The sequence below is a fragment of the Rhodanobacter sp. UC4452_H20 genome, from assembly GCF_052978205.1.
The window spans coordinates 3,383,433-3,407,547 of the sequence record NZ_CM129662.1; the positions used below are offsets into that span (position 1 = coordinate 3,383,433).

The window sequence follows — 24,115 nt, forward strand, 5'->3', positions numbered from 1 at the left end:
ATACCGCGAGGCGACCTGGCGCCGGCGCGTGGTCGGGCCGGCTAGAACAGGCTGATCACGCCGACCAGGGCCAGCACTGCGAGCAGGAACAGGATCACGAAGCACGCGAACAGCACCTTGGCGATGGTCGCGGTGGCGCCGGATACGCCGCCGAAGCCGAGCCAGCCGGTGATCAGCGAAATGATGGCGAAGATGATGGCCCACTTCAGCATGCGGTCCTCCGGAAGGCGATGGGGTTTCCGGAGGTTGTAGCGGGATCGGCGTGAAGGCGGCGCATCGCCGACCGGGCGGCGCGTCAGCCGGCCAGGCGGGCCTTGATGCGTGCGGACACCACGCCCATGTCGGCGCGGCCGGCGGCCTTGTCCTTCACCGCGGCCACCACCTTGCCCATGTCCCGCGGCGAGCTGGCGCCGGTGTCGGCGATCGCGGCGGCGATCAGCGCGTCGATCTCGGCTTCGCCCAGCTTGGCGGGCAGGTAGGTTTCGATGACGGCCATCTCGGCGCGCTCCACCTCGGCCAGGTCTTCGCGCTGGGCGGCAACGTACTGACTGACCGAGTCCTTGCGCTGCTTCATCATCTTTTCCAGTACGGCGAGCACCTGGCCATCGTCCAGCTCGATGCGCTCATCCACCTCGCGCTGCTTGATCGCCGCGAGCATCAGCCGGATCACGCCCAGCCGCGGCTTGTCGCCGCCGCGCATGGCGGTCTTCATGTCCTCGGTGAGCTGCTGCTTGAGCGTCATGGCGATGCCTCGTTGGGTGGAATTCCGATTCGTCGGAAACGGCAAAGCCGGCGTTGTCCCTGGGAACAACGCCGGCCATGGCCTATCCGGATGCTTGCGGCGGCAGCGAGAACCCGCGCCTGCCGCATGACTGTTGCCGCTCGACCCGCCGACGCGCGGCGGGGAGGGCGCTCAGTACAGGCGGACCTTGCGCGAAACGTCGCGCGAGAGGCGACGCAGGTGGCGCTTGACGGCGGCAGCGCGCTTGCGCTTGCGCTCCTGGGTCGGCTTCTCGTAGAACTCGCGCTTGCGCGTCTCGGCCAGCACGCCGGCCTTCTCGCAGGTACGCTTGAAACGACGCAGTGCGATCTCGAACGGCTCGTTCTCGCGAACTTTTACGTTGGGCATGGAAACTCCAGGTGGTAATCTGCCCGCCTGTGCGGGACAGTGGAAAGTGGTGAGCCGCGAATTATACCGTGGATAACAAAGATTTTTCAAAGCCGGCCCACCGGCCGGTGCTGGGCATCGAGAGCTCCTGCGACGAGACCGGCGTAGCCATCCTGCGCTGGCAGCCGGATGCCCCGGGGGCGGGCCTGCTGGCCCATACCCTGTACAGCCAGATCAAGTTGCACGCCGATTACGGCGGCGTGGTGCCCGAGCTGGCCAGCCGCGACCACGTGCGCAAGCTGCTGCCGCTGATCCGCGAGGCGCTGGCGCAGGCCGGGCTGGGCGTGCGCGATCTCGGCGGGGTGGCCTACACGGCCGGTCCCGGCCTGGTCGGCGCGCTGCTGGTGGGGGCCTCGGTGGGCCGCGCGCTGGCCTGGGCGCTGGACGTGCCGGCCGTCGCCGTCCACCACATGGAAGGCCACCTGCTGGCCCCGCTGCTGGAGCAGGACCCGCCGCAGCCGCCGTTCGTGGCCTTGCTGGTGTCCGGCGGCCATTCGCTGCTGGTCGAGGTCAAGGCGATCGGCCAGTACACCATCCTGGGCGACACCCTGGACGACGCCGCCGGCGAGGCCTTCGACAAGACCGCCAAGCTGATGGGCCTGCCCTACCCGGGCGGACCGGCGCTGGCGAAACTGGCCGAACAGGGCCGGTCGGGGGTGTTCCGCTTCTCGCGGCCGATGACCGACCGGCCCGGGCTGGATTTCAGCTTCTCCGGCCTGAAGACCCAGGTGCTGCTGGCCTGGCAGAAATCGGACCAGAGCGAGCAGACCCGCGCCGACGTGGCCCGCGCCTTCGAGGAGGCGATCGTGGAGACGCTGCTGATCAAGTGCCGCCGCGCACTGGAGGCCACCGGCACCCGCCGGCTGGTGATCGCCGGCGGGGTGGGCGCCAACCGCAGGCTGCGTGCGGATCTGGCGGCGGCAGGCGAGAAGGACGGCTTCCGCACGTACTTCCCCCGCCTGCAGTTCTGCACCGACAACGGCGCGATGATCGCCCTGGCCGGCGCGATCCGGCTGGCCAGCGGCCAGCAGCAGGACGAAACCGTGCAGGTGCGCCCGCGCTGGGACCTGCAGACGTTGCCGGCTGCCTGAGCTGCCGTAGGGCGGGCACCGCCCGCCGCTCCTGGTCTTGGTACGTCGAAAAGCCGGCGGGCAGTGCCCGCCCTACAAAGCGGTTACGCGCTCACCATTGCGTGCGCCCGGGCAGCAAGCCCTTCAGCTCCGCGTCGGTGAGGTTGCGCCACTGGCCGGGTTTCAGGTGGGCCAGCTTCACGTTGTCGATGCGCACGCGGCGCAATTGGGTCACGCGATAGCCGAACGCCGCCGCCATCAGGCGGATCTGCCGGTTCAGGCCCTGGGTCAGCACGATGGCGAAGCCGAACTTCGCGATCCGGCGCACGCGGCAGCGCTGGGTCAGCTGGCCGTGGATGCGCACGCCCTTGCTCATGCCGGCGATGAACTCGTCGGTGACCGCCTTGTTCACGCCGACCAGGTATTCCTTCTCGTGGTGGTTTTCCGCGCGCAGGATCTCGTTGACGATGTCGCCATTGCTGGTGAGCAGGATCAACCCTTCGGAATCCTTGTCCAGCCGGCCGATCGGGAAGATCCGCTGCGGGTGGTCGACGAAATCCACGATGTTGCCGGCCACGCTCTGGTCGGTGGTGCAGGTGATGCCGACCGGCTTGTTCAGCGCGATGTAGACCGCCTTCTTCGCCGCCGGCGTGGCGGCCAGCACGCGCGCCCGGACGATCTCGCCATCCACGCGCACCTCGTCGCCGTCCAGCGCCTTGGCACCGGTGCCGACCACCTCGCCGTTGATGCTCACGCGGCCGGCGAGCAGCCACTCGTCGGCTTCGCGGCGCGAACACAGGCCGGCTTCGCTGATGTACTTGTTTACGCGCATAAGGCCGGGAATCGGGAATGGGGAATCGGGAATCGGGAATCGGTGAGGTTGGGTGAGGTCGCTCTGATCGGATTTCGTATGGTTTTCGGGCATTGGGCGAGGCGCGTGGCTCACGTTCTGCAGCTTTTACCTATTCTCGATTCCCTATTCCCGATTCTCAGCTCCTCAGCCCCACGCCGCGCCTGAGCAGTTGCAGCGCCGCGATCGACAGCCCGGCGATGAACCCCAGCATCACCGCGAAGGCCCAGCCCACCGACACGTCGCTGATGCCGAGCACGCCGTAGCGGAAGGCGTTGACCATGTACAGGATCGGGTTGGCGTGCGATATCGCGCGCCATGGCTCGCCCAGCATGTCGATCGAGTAGAACACGCCGCCCAGGTAGGTCAGCGGCGTGATCACGAAGGTGGGCACCAGGGCGATGTCGTCGAACTTGCTGGCGAACACTGCGTTGATGAACCCGGCCAGCGCGAAGATCACCGCGCCCAGCAACACCGCGGCCAGCGCGGTCAGCGGGTGCGCCACGTGCAGCGACGTGAAGAACAGCGCGACCACCAGCACCAGCGCGCCGACCACCAGGGCGCGTGCGACCGCGCCGATCACGTAACCGCAGAGGATCGCCCAGTTGGCCATCGGGGCCACCAGCATCTCCTCCACCGAGCGCTGGAACTTCGCGCCGTAGAACGAGCTGGAGATGTTCATGTAGCTGTTGTTGATGACCGACATCATGACCAGGCCGGGCACGATGTACTGCATGTAGCTGAACCCGCCCGCAATCGGGCCGATGCGGCTGCCGATCAGCTTGCCGAAGATGATGAAGTACAGCGTCATCGTGATGACGGGCGGGATCAGCGTCTGGGTCCAGATGCGCAGGATGCGCACGATTTCGCGCCGCGCGACGGTGTACAGCGCGACCAGGTTGGTGGAACTGCTCATGCCGCCTTCTCCCGCTCCGGGGTGCGGCCTTGTTCGACCAGCCGCACGAACAGTTCCTCCAGCCGATTGGTCTTGGTGCGCATCGAATGCACCGTGATGCCGTGGTGGGTGAGTGCGCTGAACAGCGTGTTGAGATCCTGCTTGCGGGCCATCTCGGCCTCCAGGGTGCGCTCGTCGATGCGGCGCAGAGCGATGCCGGCCACGGTCGGCAGCTCGCCCGGCGGTTCGGCCAGGTCGAGCACGAAAGTCTCCACGTCCAGCGTCGCCAGCAGGCGCTTCATGCTGGTGTTCTCGATGATGGTGCCGTGGTCGATGATCGCGATGTTGCGGCACAGCGACTCGGCTTCCTCCAGGTAATGCGTGGTCAGGATCACCGTGGTGCCGGCCGCGTTGATGGCGCTGACGAAGTGCCACATCGAACGGCGGATCTCGATGTCCACGCCGGCGGTGGGCTCGTCCAGGATCAACAGCTTGGGCTCGTTCATCATCGCGCGGGCGATCATCAGGCGCCGCTTCATGCCGCCGGACATCTCGCGCGCCTGATGGAACGCCTTGTCCCACAGGCGCAGCTCCTTGAGGTATTTCTCGGCGCGTTCGGCGGCGAGCCTGCGCGGGATGCCGTAGAAGCCGGCCTCGTTGACGCAGATGTCGAACGGCTTCTCGAACTGGTTGAAGTTGATCTCCTGCGGCACCAGCCCGATCAGCTGCATCGCCGCACTGCGCTCGCGCATGACCGAACGGCCGAACACCAATGCATCGCCGCTGCTGGCGTTGACCAGCGAGGAGAGGATGCCGATCAGGGTCGACTTGCCCGCGCCATTGGGGCCGAGCAGGGCGAAAAAGTCGCCCTGCTGCACGGTGAGGCTGACGCCCTTGAGCGCTTCCACGCCGTTGCGGTAGACCTTGCGCAGATTGTCGACGACCAGCGCGGGGGGCGAATCGTTTTGGGTGAAGGACATGGGCTGCGCCAAGGGGGACAAGCCGCTTATTATACGGGGCTGACCATCACCGTCCGGGCCCGCCCGACGCACACACTGTTTCGGGAAAACCATGGCCGAATCCTTCCAGCTCCGTCTCGTCGACGCCCGCATGCTCGCACCGACGGTGCGCCACCTGGTGTTCGAGCGTGTCGACGGGCAACCGCTGGCGTTCCAGCCGGGCCAGTTCCTGCAGGTGCATTTCCACTACGACGACGGCACGCCGACCAAGCGCAGTTATTCGGTGGGCAGCGTGGGCGACGGCTCCTCGCCCGTGCCGCACATCGAGATCGCGGTGAGCTACGTCGAAGGCGGCGCCGCGACGAAGCTGCTCGGCGAGCTGCCGGTCGGCGGCGTGATCGACGCCAGTGGCCCGTACGGCCGCTTCTGCCTGCAGGAGGCCGACACCCACCCGCGCTACCTGCTGCTGGCCACCGGCACCGGGGTCACCCCGTACCGCGCGATGCTGCCGCAGATCGAGAAACTGCTGGCGGGCGGCAATCGCGAAGTGGTGCTGCTGTACGGCGCCCGCAACGAAACCGAACTGCTCTACGGCGAGGAGTTCGAGGCGTTCGCGCAGCGCCACCCCGGCTTCCTGTTCCACGGCTGCCTCAGCCGCGAGGCCCGCGCCGTGCCGCGCCCCGGCGATCGCGCCGGCCACGTGCAGCACGTGCTGGCCGAACTCGGGCCCAGCGCCGAACGCGACATCGCCTACCTCTGCGGCAACCCCAACATGGTCGATGCCGCCTACGCCGCCCTGCAGGAGTTCGGCCTGCCGGTGAAACAGATCCGCCGCGAGAAGTACATCTCCTCCCGCTGACGTCGCCGACCTTCCCGGTTCACGCCTCTTCCACGCGCGCATCACGCGCGGGGCGGTATGCAGGCGGACATGGAAGCGGCATGGCGTTCTTGCCCGGCTGAAACGTGACGCACATCACAGTTTGCGATGCGCGCCGGCTCCGCCGCTAAAGCCCGTACAAGCGCTGCCGAAAAGCCACTTGAGTCGCCCCGTCACAGGCGGGTTTGCGCAAGAGGTGCAGGGCATGAGGAGTTCGTGGAGCAGCAACGTGGTCGGAGGCGCATGGATGGCGCTGGCTCTGCTGGGCGCCTTCTCGGTGGCCAAGGCCGCCAGTGGGCGCATCTCGTTTTCCGGCGCGGTGGTCGAACCGACCTGTACCGTGCCGGCCCACTACCTTGCCGCCAGCATCGCCGCCCCGGCCGTCGACGCCCGCGCGCCGCTGCGACTCGCCTGCGGCCAGACCGCGACCGATCCAGGGCGGCCGTATTCGCGCGTGGTGCTGGATCTGGATGCGACGCGTGTCGCCGGCGATCGCCTGCTGACCTATTTCACCCGCAACCAGCATGGCGCAACCGCCGCGAAGCTTGTCGTGCACACCTACGAGTGAGGAGGGGTCGGACCCGCCATCCGGCGTTGTCGCGCGTCCTTCAGGGGTAGGTCAACGTATAGGTGGCTGTCGCCGTGACCGACCCCGATGCAAGCGCTCCCGTGGTCCGGTAGTAGCGTGCGACCAGCGGGATTTGCGACGCACCACTGGCCGCGTTGAAGGTGACGGCCGTGCCCAGCGCGACCGGATTGCCGCTGGTTCCCGGCGCGCCGTTCCAGACGATCTGGATACCGACTCCGGTTGCCGTCCCGCTGTTCGACAACACGCCGTTGGGTCGGTTGACCGGGTTGGTCGAGTCCAGCGTGATCGCCAGCTTGGCGTTTGCCGAGCAGGTCAGCGGGATCGCGAAAGGCTTGTCACCCGTGGTCACGCCGGTCCCGCCGGCGAGAGCGCTGGTGGTGACCGTCGGCAGCGGCACGGTCAGGCTTGACGGCACGCTGCAGGCCGGGGCCACGAAAGTCAGCGATCCGGCCAGCACGATGGATGCGTCGACAATGTTGTTGCTGACGGTGCCGGCCTGAAAGTCGGCGAGCGCGCCGGACACCACCGTGCCGTCGGCGATATTGCCGGTCTTCACCAGCTCGACCGTGACGGGGTCCGCTTCAGTCCAGGTGGAGCTGCCGTCCAGGCTCTGGAACGGCCAGGGGCCGATGAGTCCGGGGTAACTGCCCGAAGTCTGGGTGATCCGGAAGCTGATGCCGGTGGTGCCGATCGGGAACAGGTATTGCCCGGCAGCGGGAGTCGCGCCGGCACGGTTCGTCAGGCCCCAGTAGTTCTGGTTGCCGTTGCACTTGAAACTCACCGGTTGGCTGATTCCGGTCAGGCCGGAGGTGTAGAGCGTGGCGCCCACCGGGATGCCGGGATCGTTGACGATGGTCGCCGGGACGCCAACGGAATACGTGCCTGTTGAGTCGCCACGGCTGAAGGAGCAGCCGGCATGCGCGACGGGCGTTGCTGCCAGCAGGGTGCAAGCCAGCAGCAGGAGCCACCGGTTCGGCAATCGGAATGCCCGCGGGATGGAGGTGATGGGACCGTTGCTCATGGGCGGGCCTCTGCAAGCTTTGCTCGAAGGTCGGGTGCGACGCAGGTGGCCTCGATCCGCCGGATTCCCGCAGCCGTGCCGTTCGACTTTGCGAGGTCATAGGGGAGGGTGCACGACTGCGATGCGCCATCATCCGTTTGCCAGTTCACCCGCAGCGAGCCGCTGTCGTTCGGCAATCGCGCCATGATCTGCCCGGCCTGGCCGACCACGCCCACCAGCGTGCCGCGCGCGTCATCCACTTCGGCACCGAACGGCAGCGTGTTGCCGTCGGCCAGGCGGGTCTGGATCAGCACGAAGCGGCCGCTTTCGCTCTTGAACTTGATCAGCACCACCGCGCCGGCGCGCGGCGCGATCTGCGCGCTGGTGTTGTCCAACTGCACGTCCAGCGACAGGCCGGTGGGGTCGATGTCGATGCGGTTGAGCTGGTACGGGGTGAGGTACGGGATCAGCGCATAGCCGTTGTGCCCGATCCTCACGCCCGCGGCGTTGATGACCCGCGCGCCGGCGGCGTCCCGTGCCTCGACGAGGCCCACGGTGTCGCCCAGCGGCTGGCCGAAGGTGACGCCGCCGGGATGCGCGACGATGCCGCCGGCCAGGTTGAACGAGGCCTGCGAATAGCCGCTGCCCGCGCCGACGCCGACGTTGACCTGCACGTGGCTGCCGCGATAGCCGGCGTTGACGCTGCCGCTGGTGCCCACCGAGCCGCTGTCGCGACCGTTGTCGTGGGTGGCGGTGACGCCGTAGTTGAACTGGTCGTTGCTGCCGGCGGTGCCGCTGACGGTGGCCTGCTCCTGCGTGGCGTCGCTGCCGGTGCGGCTCAGCGCGCCGGTGAGGATCGGCGCATGCGCGCCGTTGCCCAGCGGGATCGTGAGGTTGAGCATGAAGCGGTTTTCGCTGCGCCCGAACAGGTTGCGCTCGCGGCTGGCCGAGACGTTGTAGTTCAGCCGGCCCACCGAGTTGTTGTAGCCGACCTGGAACTGGGTGTCGGTGCCACCGCGGTTCCAGTAGTCGCGCGCCGAACCGGTGACGTACAGCGAGCCGCCGGTCGCGCCCAGGCGCTGGCTGAGGTTGATGCTGAAATTGTTGCGCTGGCGATCGACGCCCACGGTGTCCAGCGCGCCGGTGTAGTTGATGCCGGCCAGCGCCGCCTGCTGCTGCGGGGTGAGCAGGCCGGCCACCGGCACGCCGTTGATCAGGATCGGCCGGGCCGGGCCGCTGGCGAACACCGGCAGGCCGCGTTGCGCGTAGTCGCGCGCGCGCGCCGCATCGCGCAAAGTCAGGTAGCCGCTGGTGGAATAGCGATAGGCCGCCACCGACAGCGAGGTGCCGGTGGGCGCCATGATCTTGCTGTAGCTCAGCCGTACGCTCTGGCCGGACATGGTGTCGAGGCCGGGGATGCGCGTGCGCGCGCCGGTGATGTCCATCGCGAACGCGCCGTAGCGGGTGTTCAGCGCGCTGCCCAGCAGCATGGCGCCGTAACCTTCCGAGCCCACCACGCCGGCATAGCCGGTGAGCAGGTTGGTGAAGCCGTGCTGCAGGGTGGCCTGCACCACGTTCGGCTCGTCCTCGATGGTCTGCTCGCGCATCTGCCCCGCCGCGATGCTGAAGCGGTTGACGCCGGGGCGCAGCAGCTGCGGCACCGAGGCGTAGGGCACCGAGAAGCTGTGCACGCGGCCGCTGGCTTCGGTCACGCTGACTTCGAGATCGCCGCCGTAGCCGGTCGCATAGAGGTCGTCGATCACGAACGGGCCGGGCGCGACCGTGGTCTGGTAGATCAGCATGCCGTTCTGGCGCACCACCACCTTGGCGTTGCTGTCGGCCACGCCGCGCACGGTGGGTGCGTAGCCGCGCAGCGACTGCGGTTGCATGCGGTCGTCGGTGGCGATCTGCACGCCGCGCAGGCCGAAGCTGTCGAAGATCTCCCCGCTGGTCCAGGAGTCGCCCACGGTCAGCTGCGCGCGCAGTGCGGTCAGGTCGCGTTGGGCGTAGGTGGCGATATTCTGCCAGTGGTGCGTGGAGCCGGCCGCGCCGGTGCCCGATTGCCAGTCCAGCGTCGAGTCGTGGCGGACCCGCCAGGCGCCCAAGTTGATGCCGGCATCCAGGCCCAGGTAGGTCGAGGTCTGGTGCAGGCCGCCGGCGCTGGTGCGGTAGCTGTTCAAGTTGTAGTTGAGCAGGCCCGCGGTCACGCCTTCGTCCCAGTACTGCGGGTCGACATAACCGCGCGCCACGCGGCCCAGGAACGCCTGCGGCACGCTGGCGTCCAGTCGCAGGTCGCCGAGGTCGAAGCCGAGGCTGGCGCCCGGGATCACGCGCGTGATGTCGACGCAGGCGGCAGGGTCGGCCATTTCCGCAAGCAGCGCGTCGGAGAGATCGGCCGGGTGCAGACCCAGGGTGTCCAGCAGCGCCGGGGTCACGCAGGGCGTGGCGCTGGCGTCGGGCGAGGGCGCGGCCAGGCGCACGTCGCGGCGGCCGACCGGCGCGTCGTTGAGGTAGATGTCGACGCTGTAGTTTCCGGCAGGCACGAAATTGCCGCGTTCGAAGCGCGACAGGTCGGTGGTGTTCTGGCCCGCGCCGGCGAGCATGCTGCGGTCGAAGTTGGCATCCGCCGCGTCGGCCGCGGCGCCGGCGTCGGCGTTGGCCGCGGCAGCGTGGGCGGCACCGGCGGCGGTGGCCAGCGCCAGCAGGATCGACAACGCCAGCCGACGGCTGGCGACTGCGCGCGCGCAGGGCGTCGATGCGCGGGCGCGTGCGCGCTTCACGGCGTGATCGTGCCCTGGTTGGCGTCGGCGGCGCCGAAGTCGTTGATCGTGGTGAACGCGACGGCGGTGCCGGCGGCAGGGGCCGGTGCGCCTTCGGCAAGCGGCAGGCGCAAGGTCGACAGCGGCGCGACCATGCCCGCGTCGGTCGCCAACGCCGCCTTGCCGGCACTCAGCGACACCTTGCTGAACGTGACGTGGTAAGGCGTCGGGTTGTGCGCCACCAGCGCATGGCCGTCGCTGGCCACCGACCAGGTGATCTGCGAGGCGGCGGTCAGCGGGTTGCCGGCCAGGCCGGCCGGGCGGAAGAACAGCTTCAGCCGCGACCGCACGGCGAACTGCAAGGTGTTCTGCGTCTCGCCATTGACGGTGCCGGGCTTGGGCGGGATCTCGAGCACGTTCAGCCAGAACAGCGACTCGCGATCCGTCGGCAGCGGCTGGCTGGTGTAGACGATGCGCAGGCTCTGGCCCTTGCCGGCGTTCATGCGGAACAGCGGCGGCGTGATCAGGAACGGCACGCGCGCGGTATCGGGGGTGGAATCGGGATTGCCGGCGTCGATCCAGGCTTCGACCAGGGCTGGTTGCTGGCCGTTGTTGTTCAGGCGCACGGTGACTTCGCCACTGGCGGCCGGGAACACCACGCGGGTGCCGCCGATCACGACGCTGGCGTCGGCCGCGCCACTGACAGCCGTCAGGGCGATCAGCATGGCGCCAAGGGCGAGCAGGTTCTTCATCGGAGGGTTCCCGGGACGGTGGAGCGGTAGTGGCGGCTGGCAAAAAAACGGCGCGCTGCAGCCGCCATGGCGACTGCGGCGCGCCGATGTCGCGCTTACTGGTAGCTCAGGGTGAAGTTGACGGTCGAGGCGACCAGGCCGGCGGTGGCCGCGGCGCTGGCGGCGACGTAGCGGGCGTTCATGGCCACGCTGCCGCTGCCGCTGGTGACGTTGATCACCGGAGCATTGGCGCCGCTGGACGCGTTGATCAGGGAGGCGCCATTGAGCAACTGGATCTGCACGTTGGAGCCGCCGACGACGGTGTTCTTCAGGTTGCCGGTGCCGGCGTCGATGTTGCTGCCGCTGAAGCTCATCGCGGCGGTGGTGGTGTTGGTGTCGCAGCCGGTCAGCGCAACGGTAAACGGCGTGGTGCCGGCGGTGGCGCCCACGGTGCCCAGGCTGGCGGTCATCACGGTGGGCAGCGCCACGGTGGCGCCGCCATTGACGGCGACGGTGCAGGTGTCGGACAGAACCTTGCCGGAGATGGTGATGGTGCCGGTGTTGGCTGCCTGGGCGGTCGGCGCGAAGGCGGTGGCGGCGATCACGGCGACCAGTGCGGTGGAAAGCAGAGTCTTGTTCATGGTGTTCCTCGTTGGATGGATGGTTTCGGGATCTCGGCATCGCCGCACGAGGAAAGGCCCGTTGGCGGCAAGGCATCTGGTAAACCGGCGGGTTCTGGCTAAATTCATTCCCCCCGGATGAAATGCAGACCACGATCTACCGTGGCTTGCGGTGGCTAAAGCAACCGGCATGCCAATCATCCTGATCGTCCGGATTCCCCCTCGCCGCCACGACCTGCCATGTGGCTTTTCTGCCGTGGGGCAAAAAATTGGCAGCGTTTGTCGGCGTTCCCCTACAGATTGCGTCACATAAAGTGCGAACTGCGTCACAAATTGTACTGATATATGAAGCTTGAGCAACCGCACCTCGTCTGATTGCTTAGCTTTGGTCAAGTAAACTTGACGCTACTGGGCCGGCCCGATAGCTTCGCGGCGGGAAGATTGCCCGCGCGTCCGGAGCCCGCCGTGAACCCCTTTCGCCAGCGGCGAATCCCTCTCTCGCCGTTGCGCCCGCGGCTGCGAACAGCCGGAAAACCGGTCACGCCGGCATCCGCCTTGCCTTTTCTCGCGGTTGATCCGACGGCCCGCTTCGTCGTGAGCAGGCGCCTCGCCTCTTTGCGAAAAATGCCGGGCAACAAGCCCGCCCCGCAGCAGGGCCGATCGACATCGGAGTCCCGCCGATGAACAACTGCCTGCGCGAGTTGCGCGGCGAACAGGCATGGTCGCAGGCCGAGCTGGCCGAGCGCCTGGACGTGTCGCGGCAGACAGTGAACGCGATCGAGACCGGCAAGTACGACCCCAGCCTGCCGCTGGCATTCAAGATCGCGCGCCTGTTCGGACGGCCGATCGAGTCGATCTTCTTCCCTGGCGTGGATCCCGGCGGGCCGGGGTGAGCGCGGAGCAGGCCGGCCGGATCAGCGCGGCGGCGCGGTCAACTCGCGCGCATCCAGGCTGCCGTCATGGTTGCGGTCCAGCCGATGGAACTGGCGGCGCAGGTTGTCCTGGAATGCCGGGAGCGAAATCGGCTCGCCGCGGCGGCCCGGCAACTCGTCGGTTTCCAGCACGCCGTCGCCGTTGGCATCCATCTGCGCGAAGCCGCGGCTCATGTACTGGACGTATTCGGCGACGCTGACCTTGCCGTCGCCGTCGCGATCGAAGAACCCCAGGTAGGCGACGCGTGAATCCTGCGCGTGCGCAAGGGCTGCCAGCCACAGCAGCGGCACGGCGCACCAGCGGGGGTGCATGTTCAGCGGGCGCTGCCGTGGATGCCGATGAACTGCAGGAACTCGTTGCGCGTGCGCACATCGTCGCGGAAGCTGCCCAGCATCTGGCTGGTCACCATCGACACGCCGCGCTTGTGCACGCCGCGGGTGGTCATGCACTGGTGGCTGGCGTCGATCACCACCGCCACGCCGCTGGGCTGCAGGGTTTCCTGGATGCAATGGGCGATCTGCGCGGTGAGTTTCTCCTGCACCTGCAGGCGGCGTGCGAAGCCGTCGACCACGCGGGCCAGCTTGCTGATGCCGACCACGCGGTTGGTCGGCATGTAGCCGACGTGGGCGCGGCCGATGATCGGCGCCAAGTGGTGCTCGCAATGGCTCTCGAACTGGATGTCGCGCAGCACCACCATCTGGTCGTAGCCGGCCACTTCCTCGAAGGTGCGCCGCAGGAACTCCGCCGGGTCCGATTCGTAGCCCGAGAACCAGTCCCGGTAGGCCTTGGTCACCCGCTTGGGCGTGTCCAGCAGGCCCTCCCGCGTGGGGTCGTCGCCGGCCCAGCGCAGCAGGATACGCACCGCGTCCTCGGCCTGCTGCTGACTGACTTCCTGGGAATGATGCTCTTCGTTCATGCGGGGGCCTCGGGATGGCTGATTTGCCAGTTTAACGTTCCCAACCTGATGACGTCTGTGTCGCCGGGGTTCCCGCGCGGGGAGGCCATTGTCCGTCTGACAAGACATGATGTAATGTATAACATACATAACGTCCGATGGAGATGACACCATGTCGCGCAACCTGCGCTACTTCGTCCTGGTTCCGCTGTCCGTGGCGGCGTTCTACGTGCTGTTCGTGCTGCCCGACGTGGATCTGGGCTGGCCCGGCGGGCTGGCCGTGCTTGGTGGCGCCTGGCTGGTCTGGTACCTGCTCTGGGCCACGCTCCAGGAATCCGCCGCGATGGCGGCCCGGGACGAGTCGGCGGCACCGGTGTCGCCGGGCGAGCAGCGGGCCTGGATCGGCCTGGTCTTCACCGCGGCCATCGGCGCCTACTACCTCCTGCGCGGTTCGCAGATGGTGGCTGCGGATGGGTCGATGGCGCCGGAGGCCTCGGCGATCGGCCGGCACATCGGCATGCTGGTGGTCGGCTGGCTGGTGGTGATGCAGTTGCTGCGGCATCGCTGGCGCGACACGGTGGAACAGGACGAGCGCGATCGCCAGATCGAGGCGCGCGCCTGCGGTTGGGCGCGGGTCGGCTTGTCGGTGTTCGTGATCGGCCTGGCCGTGATGTTCGCGTTCTCGCCGCTGGAACGCCTCGCCTGGGCCCGGCCGATGGCGGTCGCCAACGTGCTGATCGTCGGCCTGATGGCGTCGTGCCTGCTGGAATACCTGGCTACCGGCATGGCCTACTGGCACGACCGGCGCAGCGCATGAGCGGCACGCCGATCGACAACAGCATCCGCAAGCTGCGCTTCGAGCATGGCGAAATGACCCAGCAGGCGCTGGCCGATGCCTGCGGGATCACGCGGCAGACGGTGATCGCGCTGGAAGGCGGCAAATACGCGCCGTCGCTGGAGCTGGCCTTCCGTATTGCCCATGCGTTCGGCGTGGGGGTGGAGGACGTGTTCCGCTGGCGACGCTGAGGTTCAGTCGGCCGTCGGTTCGTCGCCGTCCTCCGTGGCGGGGGCGGTATCGAGAAGTTGCTGGCTGACTTCGCCGGGCAGTGTTTCGACGCCGCGCAGCCTGCGTTCGATCGCGCGCGTGCGCACGCCGGTCGCATCGATCTGGTTGCTGGCCTGGTCCAGATTCTTCTTGACCTTGTCCAGCACGGCACCGAACTTGCCGAACTCGGTCTTGACCGCACCCAGCAGCTGCCACACCTCGCTGCTGCGCTTCTCGATCGCCAGCGTGCGGAAACCGGCCTTGAGGCTGGTCAGGATCGCCGCCAGCGTGGTCGGTCCGGCCACGGTGATGTGGTGTTCGCGCTGCAGCGACTCGAACAGGCCCGGCCGCCGCAGCACTTCGGCGAACAGGCCTTCGGTCGGCAGGAACAGGATGGCGAAATCCACCGTATGCGGCGGCACCACGTATTTGCTGCGGATGCGCTTGGCCTCCTCGCGCACGCGCCGTTCCAGCGCGTTGGCGGCATCGGCGGCGGCCGCGGCATTGGCGTTCTCGTGAGCTTCCTGCAGGCGCTGGTAGTCCTCGAGCGGAAACTTCGCGTCGATCGGCAACCACAGCGCGGCGCCATCGACGCCGTTGGGCATGTGGATGGCGTACTCCACCCGCGCGTCTGAGTTGGGTGCGACGGCCACGTTGACCGCGTACTGGTCGGGCGTCAGCAGCTGTTCGAGCAGCGCGCCGAGCTGGGTCTCGCCCAGCACGCCGCGGGTCTTCACGTTGCCCAGCACGCGCTTGAGGTCGCCCACGCCGACGGCCAGGCCCTGCATCTCGCCAAGGCCGCGCTGCACGGCCTCCAGTCGTTCGGAGACCAGCTTGAACGATTCGCCGAGGCGATTTTCCAGCGTGGCGTGCAGCTTCTCGTCCACGGTGGCGCGCATCTGCTCCAGCTTGGCCGCGTTGTCCTGCTGGATCGCGCCGAGCTTGGCCTCCAGCGTGGCGCGCACCTCGCCCATGCGCTTCTCGTGTTCGGCGCTGAGTGCGGCGAGGCGCTGCTGCTGCTGTTCGCCGAAGCGGTTGAGCGCGAGCGTGGTCTCCGCGCGGCTCTTGCGCGCGTCCTCCGCGAGTTGCTGCGCCAGGGTCTGCAGACCCTGGCTGGTGCCGTCGGTGAGCGCAGCCAGGCGCTGGCCGAAGCCCTCGATGCGCTCGGCCTGCTGCTGCGACATGCCGCCGAGCTGCTCCCCCACATGGCCGCGGAAACGGTCGAAACCCTGTTGCAACTCCTCCCGACCGGCGCGTTGCTCCTCGCGCAGGGTGCGCTCGACCCGGGCACTGTCGTCCTTCAGCGCATCCAGTTTGGCGCTCACGCCCGCGCCGTCGCGGCCGCGCAGCACCGTGACGAGCTGCAACAGCAGCACCAGCACAAGCAGGATGACGAGGACGATCTGCAGGATCTCGTTGAGTGGCATGGAACGTTTCCCGGGTTCGATGCATCCAGTGTACGTCGAGCCGTCTCATGGCCTGCGCCGGCGTTTCACGCTGGAATGGCGGGCGTGGTGCATGATGGGCGGAGTGCTTGTTCAAGGAGAAGGTCATGGAACATGTCCACGATTACCTGATCATCGGCGCAGGCATGGCCGCCGATGCGGCCGCCAAGGCGATCCGCGAGGTCGATCCGGCGGCCGACGTCGGCCTGGTCGGCGACGAGACCTCTGCGCCGTACCAGCGCCCGCCGCTCAGCAAGGGGCTGTGGAAGGGCGACAAGTCGCCCGCCGACGTCGACCTGGCCACCGCGGCCAGCGGCGCCACCCTGCATCTCGGCCGGCGGATCGAATCGCTCGACCGCGCCACCCGCGTCGCGCGCGACGACCGCGGCGACACCTACCGCTATCGCCGCCTGCTGCTGGCCACCGGTGCCACGCCGCGGCAGCTGCCGTTCGAGGGCGGCAAGCGGCTGATCCATTACCGCACGCTGGCGGATTACCAGGCGCTGCACGGTTTCGCGCAGCCCGGCGCGTACATCGCGGTGATCGGCGGCGGCTTCATCGGCTGCGAACTGGCTGCCTCGCTGGCCGCGCTGGGTTGCAAGGTCAGCCTGCTGTTTCCCGGCGAGCTGCTGGGGGCAGGACGTTATCCCGAGGGACTGGCGCGTTTCATCACCGACTACTTTGCGCGCCATGGCGTGGACGTGCGACCCGGCGCGCAGGTCACCGGCAGCAATCCCACGGATGGCGGCGTGGAGCTGAGCCTGTCCGACGGCACGTTGCTGCGCGTGGAGGCCGCCGTGGCCGGCATCGGCGTGACGCCGAACGTCGCGCTGGCCGAACAGGCGGGGCTGGCGGTGGACAACGGCATCCTGGTCGATGCGCAGCTGCGCACCAGCGATCCGGACATCTGGGCCGCCGGCGACGTGGCCAATTTCCACAGCGTGAGCCTGGATCGCCGGATGCGCGTGGAGCACGAGGACGCCGCCGTCGGCATGGGCCGGCTCGCCGGCCGCGCGATGGCCGGGATCGCGGATGAGTACGTCACCCAGCCGTTCTTCTACTCCGACCTGTTCGACCTGGGTTACGAGGCGGTGGGCCTGCTCGATACGCGGCTGGAAGTGGTCGAGGACTGGCGCGAACCGAACCGCGAAGGCGTGGTGTATTACCTCGACGGTGGGCGCGTGCGCGGCGTGCTGCTGTGGAACACGTGGGACCAGGTGGACGCGGCGCGCGCGCTGATCGCCGAGCCCGGCCCGTTCGACGCCGCCTCGTTGCGCGGCCGGCTGCCGCGCAAATCCTGACCCGCGCCGCGTTGTTGCAGAAAAAAGCCGGAATCCCTCAATCCACCCGGCAGAACACCGCCTTCAGGTAGCGCCCTTCCGGCACGTCGGTGCGGAACGGGTGGTCGGCGCCGGCGCCGCGCACTTCCAGCACCTGGATCGTGCGGCCGGCGTTGAGCGCCACCCGGCGCAGCATCTCCAGGAACTCGCCTTCGCCGACCAGGCCGGTGCACGAGCAGGTCAGCAGCAGGCCGCCGGACGGGATGATGTCCAGCGCCATGCGGTTCATCGCGAAGTACTTCTTCAGCGCGTCCATCACCTTGCTGCGGTCGCGGGTGAGCTTGGCCGGGTCGAGGATCACCGCGTCGTACTTCTCGCCGCGCGCGACGGCGGCGCGCACCCAGTCGAAGATGTCGGATTGCTCGAACGTCACCGCGACCTGGTTCGCTTCCGCATTCGCGCGGGCGACTTCCAGGATGCCCGCGTCCAGGTCCACGCCGACCGCCTCGCGCGCACCGCAGGCCATCGCGTGCACGGCGAAGCCGCCGGCGTTGCAGCACAGGTCGAGCACGCGGCGGCCTTTCGCCAGCTCGGCGAAGCGCTTGCGGTTGTCGCGCTGGTCGGCGAAGAAGCCGGTCTTGTGGCCGAGCCCCGGCGCGGCGTGGAAGCGCAGGCCGTGTTCGTGCACCTCGAACGGCGCCGGCACCTCGGGGCTGCGACAGTCGAACGACTCCTGCTTCTGCACGTGCGACTCGGCGAACCAGTACAGCTGCGCGCCGGGGAAGTGGGTGAGCAGGGCGGCGTGGATCGCTTCGCGAAAACGCCACATGCCGGCAGCGAAGTATTCGATGACGATGACGTTGGCGTAGCGATCGACGATCAGGCCGGAAAGGTCGTCGCCTTCGCTGTGCACCACGCGCCAGGCATCGCTGACCTCGTCGAGCTGCAGCCACTGGCGGCGCAGCTGCACCGCGCGGGCGATGCGCGCGGCGATCCAGTCGGCGTCGATCACGGCATCCGGATGCGTGTCCAGCAGGCGAAGGGCAATGCGCGCATGGCCGTTCCAGAATGCACGGCCGACGAAACGCCCCTTCGCATCCTGCACCTCGACCACGCTGCCCGGCGGCAGCTTTGACTCGGGCTTGTGCAGCTGCGCCGACCATACCCACGGGTGGCCGGGAGCACGATCGGATTTCAGGCGGATGACGGGAAGCGCTGCGGGCGTATTCATCCGCGCATGATAGCCGCTGGCCGGGTCCCTCTTCGGAGCGTAGGGCGGGCACTGCCCGCCGCTTTGGGGGAAAGACCGGCGGGCGGTGCCCGCCCTACTCCCGTGCGTCAGCGCAGGCGCAGCACCAGCCAGGAGAGCAGGGCGAGCAGATTGACGCCCACGCGCGACACCGACGGGCCGGCGACCGCGAGCACGAAACCCTGGCTGCCGAGGTGCCAGTCCAGTCCCAGCCGCGGCGCGGCCTGCAGGGTGGCAAACACGTTGATGAAGGCGCCGCAGTGCAGGCCGTAGCTGAACACCGGCAGGGCGATCAGTGGCAATTGCAGCAACTGCGCCCAGCGCGACAGCCGCACGCCATGCTCGGTGCCGGCCACCAGCTGGACGCCGGCGGCGAGCACGAAACCGTACAGCACCAGGCCGATCAGGGCGATCACGCCGTCATGCGCGCCGAACGGCAACAGCCGCCGCAGCATCGCCGCCACGCCGTACAGGCCGCCGGCGATTTCGAGGACGCCGATCAGGCGGAACAAGGTGGTGCGCATGCAAGAAACTCCTGAAAGCAAGTCGGTGGATTGTAGGAGCCCGCTCGCGGGCGATGTTCCTGCTGCATCCCGAATCCGGGAACCGCATCGCCCGCGAGCGGGCGCCTACGAGGGGGCGCCGAGCTCGTCGGCCAGTTCATGCAGGTCGGCGACGTGCTGGTCCCACCAGCGCGATTCGGCGACGAAGGGGAACGCGGCAGGAAACGCCGGATCGTGCCAGCGTGCGGCGATCCAGCCGGCGTAGTGCAGCTGGCGCATCGCGCGCAGTGCCGGGATCAGCGCCAGTTCGCCGTCGTCGAAATCGCGGAACTGGCGGTAGCCTTCGAGCACGGCATCCATCGCGCGCTCGTCGTTGGCCAGCATCCACAAGTCCTGCACCGCCGGGCCGGTGCGGGCGTCGTCGAGGTCGACGAAATGCGGTCCGGCGTCGGTCCACAGCACGTTGCCGGGGTGGCAGTCGCCGTGCAGGCGCAGCTGGCGCACCGGGCCGACCGCCTCCAGGCGCGCGGCGATGGCGGCATCCAGGCGAGTCGCTGCCGCGCGGTAGTTCCCCTGCAGCGAGGTCGGCAGCAGCGACGAGTCGAGCACCGCGCACAGCGGCTGCTGCACCATGGTGTCGCGATCGAGCCGGCCGCGGTGGACGAACGGCGCACGCGCGCCCACCACGTGCATGCGCGCGATCAACCGGCCCAGCCACTGCAGCTGGTCGACGGCTTCCAGTTCGGGGGCGCGGCCGCCGCGGCGCGGCGTCAGCGCGTAACGGAAGCCGCCGTGCAGCAGCAGGGTGCGGCCGTCGAATGCCAACGGCGCGACCACCGGCAATTCGGCCTCGGCCAGCTCCTGCGCGAACGTGTGCTCCTCGATGATCGCCGCATCGCTCCAGCGGCCGGGCCGGTAGAACTTCGCGATCACCGGCGGCGAGTCTTCCAGGCCCACCTGCCAGACCCGGTTCTCGTAACTGTTCAGCGCTAGCAGGCGTCCGTCCGGCCACAACCCGCAGGCGCTCACGGCATCGAGCACCAGGTCGGGGGTGAGGCTGGCGTAGGGCGCGTCGGCGGTCATGTCGGCGGGAGTGCCGATCTCACCGGTGCGCACCGGTCGTCATTCCCGCGAAAGCGGGAATCCATGGGTTCACGAGGTAAAAGACAGCGGATGACCAGACATTCGTCTGTTGAAAAAGCGTCTCCCGCTCTCGCGGGAATGACGATGCTCCAATGAGAGTCATCGGGAGCAGGTCGCATTATCTGGTGCCCATGCCGCGCGCGGCGATCACCGCCATGGTGATGCGCGAGATGCACACCAGCGCGCCGTCCTCGTTCTCGATGCGGATCTCCCACACCTGGGTGGTGCGGCCGATGTGCAGCACCCTGGCGGTGCCGGTGACGGTGCCCGAGCGCACGCCGCGGATGTGGTTGGCGTTGATGTCCAGGCCCACCGCCAGCTCCTGGTCCGGGTCCAGCGTAAGCATCGCCGCGGTGCTGCCCAGGGTCTCGGCCAGCGCCACCGAGGCGCCGCCGTGCAGCAGGCCGTAGGGCTGGTGGGTGCGCGCGTCGACCGGCATGGTGCCTTGCAGCCAGTCGTCGCCGACCGCGGTGATGCGGATGCCCAGCGTCTCCATCATCGTGTTGGCGCTCCAGCCGTTGAGGCGGGCCAGGTCGGTGGGTTGTTTCCAGAGGCTCATCGTCGATTCCCGTGCGGCGAGCCCGCATTGTTGTCTGTCGCGTTCACGGCGACAATGCTGCCGGTGCCCATCGTTACCCTGAAATCCTCCGGCCGGCAGTTCCCCGTGGCCATCGGCGAGACCGTGCTGGAAGCGGCGCAGCGCGCGGGCGTGGCGTTGCCGTATTCCTGCCGCGCCGGCGTCTGCGGCAGTTGCAAGGCCACCGTGCTGCAGGGGCGCTGCGAATACCCGCGCAACCCGCCGCTGGCGCTGAGCGCCGATGCGGTGGCCCATCACGCGGTGCTCTTGTGCCAGGCCGTGCCGGTCACCGACCTGCTGCTGGAAGCGCGCGAAGTGCCCTCGGTGGAGGACATCGTGCGGCGCCAGCTGGGGGTGGAAGTGGTCGACAAGTGGCGCCTGGCCCCCGACGTGATCGGCGTGCGCCTGCGCCCCGAACGCGGCGAACGGCGCCTGCGCCGGCTGCCCGGCCAGTATTTGGACGTGGTGCTTGAAGACGGCCGGCATCGGCCGTTCTCGATCGCCAACCGGCCGCAGCCGGACGGCAGCCTCGAACTGCACGTTCGTCACGTCGCCGGCGGCGGCTTCACTTCATGGGTCAACGATGCCCTGCAGGTCGGCGACCGCCTGCGCGTGGAGGGGCCGCTGGGCACCTTCGTGCCGCGCGAGGATTCCGAACGGCCGATGATCTTCATGGCCGGCGGTACCGGCTTCGCGCCGGTCAAGGCAATCATCGAGCACTTCATCGCGCTGGGCACGCGCCGCCCGATCCGGCTCTACTGGGGCGCACGCAGCGCCGACGAGTTGTACCTGCGCGAGCTGGCCGCGCAGTGGGCGCGTGACGTGCCCGGCCTCGACTTCCATCCGGTGGTGTCCGACGCCGCGCGCGCTGACGGCCTGCGCACGGGCCTCGTGCATGAGGCAGTGCTGGCCGACTGGCCCGACCTGTCGGGTCACGACCTCTACATGAGCGGCCCGCCGGCGATGATCGACGCTGCGCACCCGAGCTTCCTCGCCGCCGGCCTGCCGGAGGATCGGCTCTACTACGACTCGTTCGAATACGCGCCCGACGTGCTGGCGCAGATCATCGCCAGCCGCGCCGGCATCCATGATGGCTAGAAGCGGGTGAAGAGGAGTGAGAAAAGAGAGGACAACCCCGCTTTCTCTCACTTCTCACTCCTCTCCACTTGCTCCTGCTACTTGTTGCCTTTGGCCACCGGCAACTGCGCCGCGTGCCAGGCCAGCACGCCGCCGCCGAGGGTGTGCACGTGCTCGAAGCCGGCCTTGAGCAGGCGCTGCGCGGCCTTGGCCGCATTGCCGCGACCGTCCTTGTCCATCAGCACGACCGGCAGGGACTTCGCGGCGGCGAGATCCTTCTTTTCCGGGTCGAACTGGCTCATCGCCACGTGCTTCGCACCGGGCACGTGCATCTTCTCGAAGTCCGCCAGCGCGGACAGGTCGATCAGCAGCGGATTCTCGCGGTTGATCAGGCCGGTGAGCGCGGCCGGGCTCAGTTCCTTGATCTTGCTGAACATGATCCGCGCCTGGATGACCAGCAAGGCCACCAGCAGGATCACGAACAGCACCGACAGGGCGACATGGTTGCCGACAAAGGCAGGCAGCTGGTGCAGGAAATCGTTCATCGTCAGTCCATCGGCGCGCCGCGCGGCGCCGGTTCGGGTAAACCCGCGATTATACGGGTTGCGTGCGGCAGCCGGCGCCTGCGCTCATTCGCGGGTGATGTCCGGCAGCCCGCTGGTCAGCCACCAATGCCTGGTCTGCTCGTCGTAATGCCAGGTCTGGCGGTCGATCACGCTGCGCTCGGCCTGGGTGTGGATGTTGACCACGCTGATCCGCACCGTCTGCTGCACCTCGGTCGGGCCGAGCGGCACCGGGCCGCTGCCGTCGTCGTACTCGGTGACGCGCACCTGCTTGTAGCGCGCGCGGTCCAGTTCGCTCAGCGGGTGTTCGGCACGGATCTTCGGGTCGATGAACTGCGCGGCACTGGCGAAATCGCCCCAGCGCAGCGTGCCGGCATAGGCCGACAAGGTGGTGGTCAGCGAGCGGCTGCGTTCCTGCGTGGCGCAGGCGGCCAGCAGCAGGAGCGACAACACCAGCAGGAGCTGCGGGATACGGCGCATGGGTGGTTCTCCTTGGCGGTGGCCGGGCCATTCTGCCTCATTCAAGCCGGCAGGGTCGGCTCGCGCCGCTTGGCCACGAAACGCGCCGCCAGTGTGGCCGCGGGCTGGCCGTCGGTGCCGGGAACGATGCATTCGACCGCGATGCGGGCACGTCCGCGCGCGGCCAGCGTGTCGAAGAAGGTGTCCCACCGTGCGTCGGGCGCGAGCCGCGCCTCGCTGCAGAAGTCCTGCCACAGCGGCGCGAGGTAGCGCACGCCGGATTCGGCGACGAACACGTCGCAGTCGATGCCGCGCCGGCGCAGCGCCAGTTCAACCAGTGCCCAGCCGCTCAGCGTCATCAGGCTGACCAGGCTGCCGCCGAACGCGCAGCCCTTGTCGTTGACGTTCGGCGGCAACGGCGCGCACAGACTCAGCATGTCGGCGTCGTGGTGCTGCAATCGCAGGTCCATTGCGCGGGCCAGCGGGATTTCGTCGCGGATGAACCGGATCAGGCGCTGCGCGTCATCGTTGTCGGAAAGGGTATCCACGTGGCTCGATGAGGTGGGGGAAAACTCCACAGTGTAGGGCCGCCGCTACACTGCAGCCATGCCGGACCATCGACCCGACACGCGAACGCACCCGCAGGCACTGACGAGAGTCGGCGCCTTGCGCGCCCGGGTGCTCGTCATCACCCGCCCGGTGGGCACCGCTGCGGCCTTGTCGCGTCGCGTGCGCGCGCTCGGTGGCGTGCCGTTGTCGCTGCCCGGCCTGGCGCTGCGCGCAGCGGACGATCCGGCGGCCGTGCGTGCGCAGCTGCGCGAGGCGCTCGCCGACGAACTGGTGATCTTCACCAGCCCCGCGGCCGTGCATCACGCAGCGGCGCTCGTTGCGCTGCGCACGCGGTCGACCGTGCTGGCGGTGGGGCAGGGCACTGCGCGTGCGCTGCGCCGGCATGGGGTGAAGCAGCCGCTGTGTCCTGACCAGCAGGACAGCGAAGGCCTGCTCGCGCATCCGGCATTGCAGGCATTGCGCGATCGCCGCGTGGCGCTGATCGGCGCGCCGGGTGGCCGCGGCGTGCTGCGCCGCGAACTCGCCGCACGCGGTGCATGCCTGCGCGAAGTGCAGGTCTATCGTCGCGTGCCGCCGCGGCTCGATCGCCGCCACACCGCGGCGCTGCAGGTACTGCCGCGTTCGGCGCGCGTGCTGCTGTCCAGCCAGGAGGCGCTGCACAACCTCTGCAGCTTGCTGCCCCCGCCGGCGCGGCAGCGCCTGTGTGCCGCCACCGCCGTGGTGAGCAGCGAACGGCTGGCCGCGGCCGCGCGTGCGGCCGGGTTTCGTCGCGTCGTGCAGGCGGCCTCGGCGCTGGCCGACGACATGCTGGCCGCTGCCGCGCGTTGAGGCGCTCTTCACGCGCAGGCGCTACGAACG

29 protein-coding genes are annotated in these 24,115 nt (G+C 68.6%); 9 read left to right on the forward strand and 20 right to left on the reverse strand.

All coding sequences use genetic code 11. The annotated features are described in order from the left end of the window. Positions 1 to 41 precede the first annotated feature (41 nt). The 3 genes from ACVCMC_RS15560 to rpsU form a co-directional block, all read right to left on the reverse strand. Positions 42 to 212 (reverse strand): DUF1328 domain-containing protein, encoded by a 171-nt coding sequence (locus ACVCMC_RS15560; RefSeq protein WP_136257740.1) that lies wholly within the window; start codon positions 210 to 212, stop codon positions 42 to 44. 83 nt (positions 213 to 295) lie between these two features. Beyond that, positions 296 to 742, reverse strand: coding sequence for a GatB/YqeY domain-containing protein (locus ACVCMC_RS15565; protein WP_395120336.1), 447 nt, complete (start codon positions 740 to 742; stop codon positions 296 to 298). 171 nt (positions 743 to 913) lie between these two features. Then, positions 914 to 1,129, reverse strand: a complete 216-nt coding sequence (gene rpsU, locus ACVCMC_RS15570; RefSeq protein WP_007081639.1) for a 30S ribosomal protein S21 — start codon at positions 1,127 to 1,129, stop codon at positions 914 to 916. A gap of 68 nt (positions 1,130 to 1,197) precedes the next feature. Between rpsU and tsaD the strand changes: the two genes are divergently transcribed. Further along, the gene (tsaD, locus tag ACVCMC_RS15575) at positions 1,198 to 2,259 is read left to right on the forward strand and encodes a tRNA (adenosine(37)-N6)-threonylcarbamoyltransferase complex transferase subunit TsaD (RefSeq protein ID WP_447097961.1); all 1,062 of its coding nucleotides are present in this window, start codon (positions 1,198 to 1,200) and stop codon (positions 2,257 to 2,259) included. Between the two features lie 91 nt (positions 2,260 to 2,350). Here the strand turns inward: tsaD and ACVCMC_RS15580 are convergent, their stop codons facing one another. The 3 genes from ACVCMC_RS15580 to ACVCMC_RS15590 all read right to left on the reverse strand — a co-directional run bounded on the left by ACVCMC_RS15580 (position 2,351) and on the right by ACVCMC_RS15590 (position 4,963). Next, a complete protein-coding gene (locus ACVCMC_RS15580) occupies positions 2,351 to 3,070 on the reverse strand; it encodes a pseudouridine synthase (protein WP_395120334.1) in 720 nt (239 codons plus the stop codon). A gap of 157 nt (positions 3,071 to 3,227) precedes the next feature. Next, positions 3,228 to 4,004, reverse strand: a complete 777-nt coding sequence (locus ACVCMC_RS15585; protein ID WP_447097962.1) for an ABC transporter permease — start codon at positions 4,002 to 4,004, stop codon at positions 3,228 to 3,230. Then, positions 4,001 to 4,963, reverse strand: a complete 963-nt coding sequence (locus ACVCMC_RS15590) for an ABC transporter ATP-binding protein (RefSeq protein ID WP_447097963.1) — start codon at positions 4,961 to 4,963, stop codon at positions 4,001 to 4,003. The genes ACVCMC_RS15585 and ACVCMC_RS15590 overlap by 4 nt, the downstream gene beginning before the upstream one ends. 91 nt (positions 4,964 to 5,054) lie before the next feature. On the opposite strand from ACVCMC_RS15590, the gene ACVCMC_RS15595 reads away from it, so the two are divergent. Together ACVCMC_RS15595 and ACVCMC_RS15600 are read left to right on the forward strand one after the other, a co-directional pair. Then, entirely contained in the window at positions 5,055 to 5,801 is a 747-nt protein-coding gene (locus ACVCMC_RS15595) for a ferredoxin--NADP reductase (RefSeq protein ID WP_395120331.1), read from the forward strand. 223 nt (positions 5,802 to 6,024) lie between these two features. After that, positions 6,025 to 6,387, forward strand: coding sequence for a hypothetical protein (locus tag ACVCMC_RS15600; protein ID WP_395120330.1), 363 nt, complete (start codon positions 6,025 to 6,027; stop codon positions 6,385 to 6,387). Positions 6,388 to 6,427: 40 nt separating this feature from the next. On the opposite strand, the gene ACVCMC_RS15605 is transcribed toward ACVCMC_RS15600, so the two are convergent. From ACVCMC_RS15605 to ACVCMC_RS15620, 4 genes are all read right to left on the reverse strand, one after another. Continuing rightward, positions 6,428 to 7,429 (reverse strand): fimbrial protein, encoded by a 1,002-nt coding sequence (locus tag ACVCMC_RS15605; RefSeq protein ID WP_447097964.1) that lies wholly within the window; start codon positions 7,427 to 7,429, stop codon positions 6,428 to 6,430. Continuing rightward, positions 7,426 to 10,188, reverse strand: a complete 2,763-nt coding sequence (locus ACVCMC_RS15610) for a fimbria/pilus outer membrane usher protein (RefSeq protein WP_447097965.1) — start codon at positions 10,186 to 10,188, stop codon at positions 7,426 to 7,428. The genes ACVCMC_RS15605 and ACVCMC_RS15610 overlap by 4 nt, the downstream gene beginning before the upstream one ends. Beyond that, positions 10,185 to 10,919: a fimbrial biogenesis chaperone gene (locus tag ACVCMC_RS15615; protein WP_447097966.1), complete on the reverse strand. Its 735-nt coding sequence runs from the start codon at positions 10,917 to 10,919 to the stop codon at positions 10,185 to 10,187. Before ACVCMC_RS15615 ends, ACVCMC_RS15610 begins: the two co-directional genes overlap by 4 nt. Positions 10,920 to 11,014: 95 nt before the next feature. Continuing rightward, entirely contained in the window at positions 11,015 to 11,539 is a 525-nt protein-coding gene (locus tag ACVCMC_RS15620) for a fimbrial protein (RefSeq protein WP_395120326.1), read from the reverse strand. Between the two features lie 659 nt (positions 11,540 to 12,198). Between ACVCMC_RS15620 and ACVCMC_RS15625 the strand changes: the two genes are divergently transcribed. Continuing rightward, complete coding sequence (locus tag ACVCMC_RS15625) at positions 12,199 to 12,411, forward strand: helix-turn-helix transcriptional regulator (RefSeq protein ID WP_447097967.1); 213 nt, start codon at positions 12,199 to 12,201, stop codon at positions 12,409 to 12,411. A gap of 21 nt (positions 12,412 to 12,432) precedes the next feature. On the opposite strand, the gene ACVCMC_RS15630 is transcribed toward ACVCMC_RS15625, so the two are convergent. Further along, positions 12,433 to 12,762: an EF-hand domain-containing protein gene (locus ACVCMC_RS15630; RefSeq protein ID WP_447097968.1), complete on the reverse strand. Its 330-nt coding sequence runs from the start codon at positions 12,760 to 12,762 to the stop codon at positions 12,433 to 12,435. Positions 12,763 to 12,764: 2 nt separating this feature from the next. Beyond that, a complete protein-coding gene (gene folE, locus ACVCMC_RS15635) occupies positions 12,765 to 13,367 on the reverse strand; it encodes a GTP cyclohydrolase I FolE (RefSeq protein ID WP_395120323.1) in 603 nt (200 codons plus the stop codon). A 151-nt stretch (positions 13,368 to 13,518) separates the two neighbouring features. Here folE and ACVCMC_RS15640 point away from each other — a divergent pair, with 151 nt between their 5' ends. Next, positions 13,519 to 14,163 carry a hypothetical protein gene (locus ACVCMC_RS15640; RefSeq protein ID WP_447097969.1) on the forward strand — a complete coding sequence of 215 codons (645 nt, stop codon included), beginning with the start codon at positions 13,519 to 13,521 and terminating at the stop codon, positions 14,161 to 14,163. Next, positions 14,160 to 14,372 carry a helix-turn-helix transcriptional regulator gene (locus ACVCMC_RS15645; RefSeq protein ID WP_395120321.1) on the forward strand — a complete coding sequence of 71 codons (213 nt, stop codon included), beginning with the start codon at positions 14,160 to 14,162 and terminating at the stop codon, positions 14,370 to 14,372. Before ACVCMC_RS15640 ends, ACVCMC_RS15645 begins: the two co-directional genes overlap by 4 nt. A gap of 3 nt (positions 14,373 to 14,375) precedes the next feature. Here ACVCMC_RS15645 and rmuC read toward each other — a convergent pair whose 3' ends face one another. Then, entirely contained in the window at positions 14,376 to 15,818 is a 1,443-nt protein-coding gene (rmuC, locus tag ACVCMC_RS15650) for a DNA recombination protein RmuC (protein ID WP_447097970.1), read from the reverse strand. A gap of 125 nt (positions 15,819 to 15,943) precedes the next feature. Here rmuC and ACVCMC_RS15655 point away from each other — a divergent pair, with 125 nt between their 5' ends. Beyond that, complete coding sequence (locus tag ACVCMC_RS15655; protein ID WP_447097971.1) at positions 15,944 to 17,137, forward strand: NAD(P)/FAD-dependent oxidoreductase; 1,194 nt, start codon at positions 15,944 to 15,946, stop codon at positions 17,135 to 17,137. 37 nt (positions 17,138 to 17,174) lie between these two features. Here ACVCMC_RS15655 and ACVCMC_RS15660 read toward each other — a convergent pair whose 3' ends face one another. The 4 genes from ACVCMC_RS15660 to ACVCMC_RS15675 all read right to left on the reverse strand — a co-directional run bounded on the left by ACVCMC_RS15660 (position 17,175) and on the right by ACVCMC_RS15675 (position 20,570). Then, the gene (locus ACVCMC_RS15660) at positions 17,175 to 18,347 is read right to left on the reverse strand and encodes a class I SAM-dependent rRNA methyltransferase (protein WP_447097972.1); all 1,173 of its coding nucleotides are present in this window, start codon (positions 18,345 to 18,347) and stop codon (positions 17,175 to 17,177) included. Between the two features lie 107 nt (positions 18,348 to 18,454). Further along, a complete protein-coding gene (locus ACVCMC_RS15665; protein ID WP_447097973.1) occupies positions 18,455 to 18,889 on the reverse strand; it encodes a hypothetical protein in 435 nt (144 codons plus the stop codon). Between the two features lie 105 nt (positions 18,890 to 18,994). Beyond that, positions 18,995 to 19,951 (reverse strand): serine/threonine protein kinase, encoded by a 957-nt coding sequence (locus ACVCMC_RS15670; RefSeq protein ID WP_447099518.1) that lies wholly within the window; start codon positions 19,949 to 19,951, stop codon positions 18,995 to 18,997. A 178-nt stretch (positions 19,952 to 20,129) separates the two neighbouring features. Beyond that, positions 20,130 to 20,570: a hotdog fold thioesterase gene (locus ACVCMC_RS15675; RefSeq protein ID WP_395120316.1), complete on the reverse strand. Its 441-nt coding sequence runs from the start codon at positions 20,568 to 20,570 to the stop codon at positions 20,130 to 20,132. A 54-nt stretch (positions 20,571 to 20,624) separates the two neighbouring features. On the opposite strand from ACVCMC_RS15675, the gene ACVCMC_RS15680 reads away from it, so the two are divergent. Continuing rightward, positions 20,625 to 21,686 (forward strand): 2Fe-2S iron-sulfur cluster-binding protein, encoded by a 1,062-nt coding sequence (locus ACVCMC_RS15680; RefSeq protein ID WP_447099519.1) that lies wholly within the window; start codon positions 20,625 to 20,627, stop codon positions 21,684 to 21,686. A 77-nt stretch (positions 21,687 to 21,763) separates the two neighbouring features. Here ACVCMC_RS15680 and ACVCMC_RS15685 read toward each other — a convergent pair whose 3' ends face one another. The 3 genes from ACVCMC_RS15685 to ACVCMC_RS15695 form a co-directional block, all read right to left on the reverse strand. Further along, positions 21,764 to 22,210 (reverse strand): rhodanese-like domain-containing protein, encoded by a 447-nt coding sequence (locus tag ACVCMC_RS15685; protein WP_447097974.1) that lies wholly within the window; start codon positions 22,208 to 22,210, stop codon positions 21,764 to 21,766. Between the two features lie 84 nt (positions 22,211 to 22,294). Next, positions 22,295 to 22,708, reverse strand: coding sequence for a hypothetical protein (locus ACVCMC_RS15690; protein ID WP_447097975.1), 414 nt, complete (start codon positions 22,706 to 22,708; stop codon positions 22,295 to 22,297). Between the two features lie 41 nt (positions 22,709 to 22,749). Continuing rightward, positions 22,750 to 23,235: a YiiD C-terminal domain-containing protein gene (locus tag ACVCMC_RS15695; RefSeq protein WP_395120313.1), complete on the reverse strand. Its 486-nt coding sequence runs from the start codon at positions 23,233 to 23,235 to the stop codon at positions 22,750 to 22,752. A gap of 58 nt (positions 23,236 to 23,293) precedes the next feature. Between ACVCMC_RS15695 and ACVCMC_RS15700 the strand changes: the two genes are divergently transcribed. After that, a complete protein-coding gene (locus ACVCMC_RS15700; RefSeq protein ID WP_447097976.1) occupies positions 23,294 to 24,085 on the forward strand; it encodes a uroporphyrinogen-III synthase in 792 nt (263 codons plus the stop codon). Positions 24,086 to 24,115 lie beyond the last annotated feature (30 nt).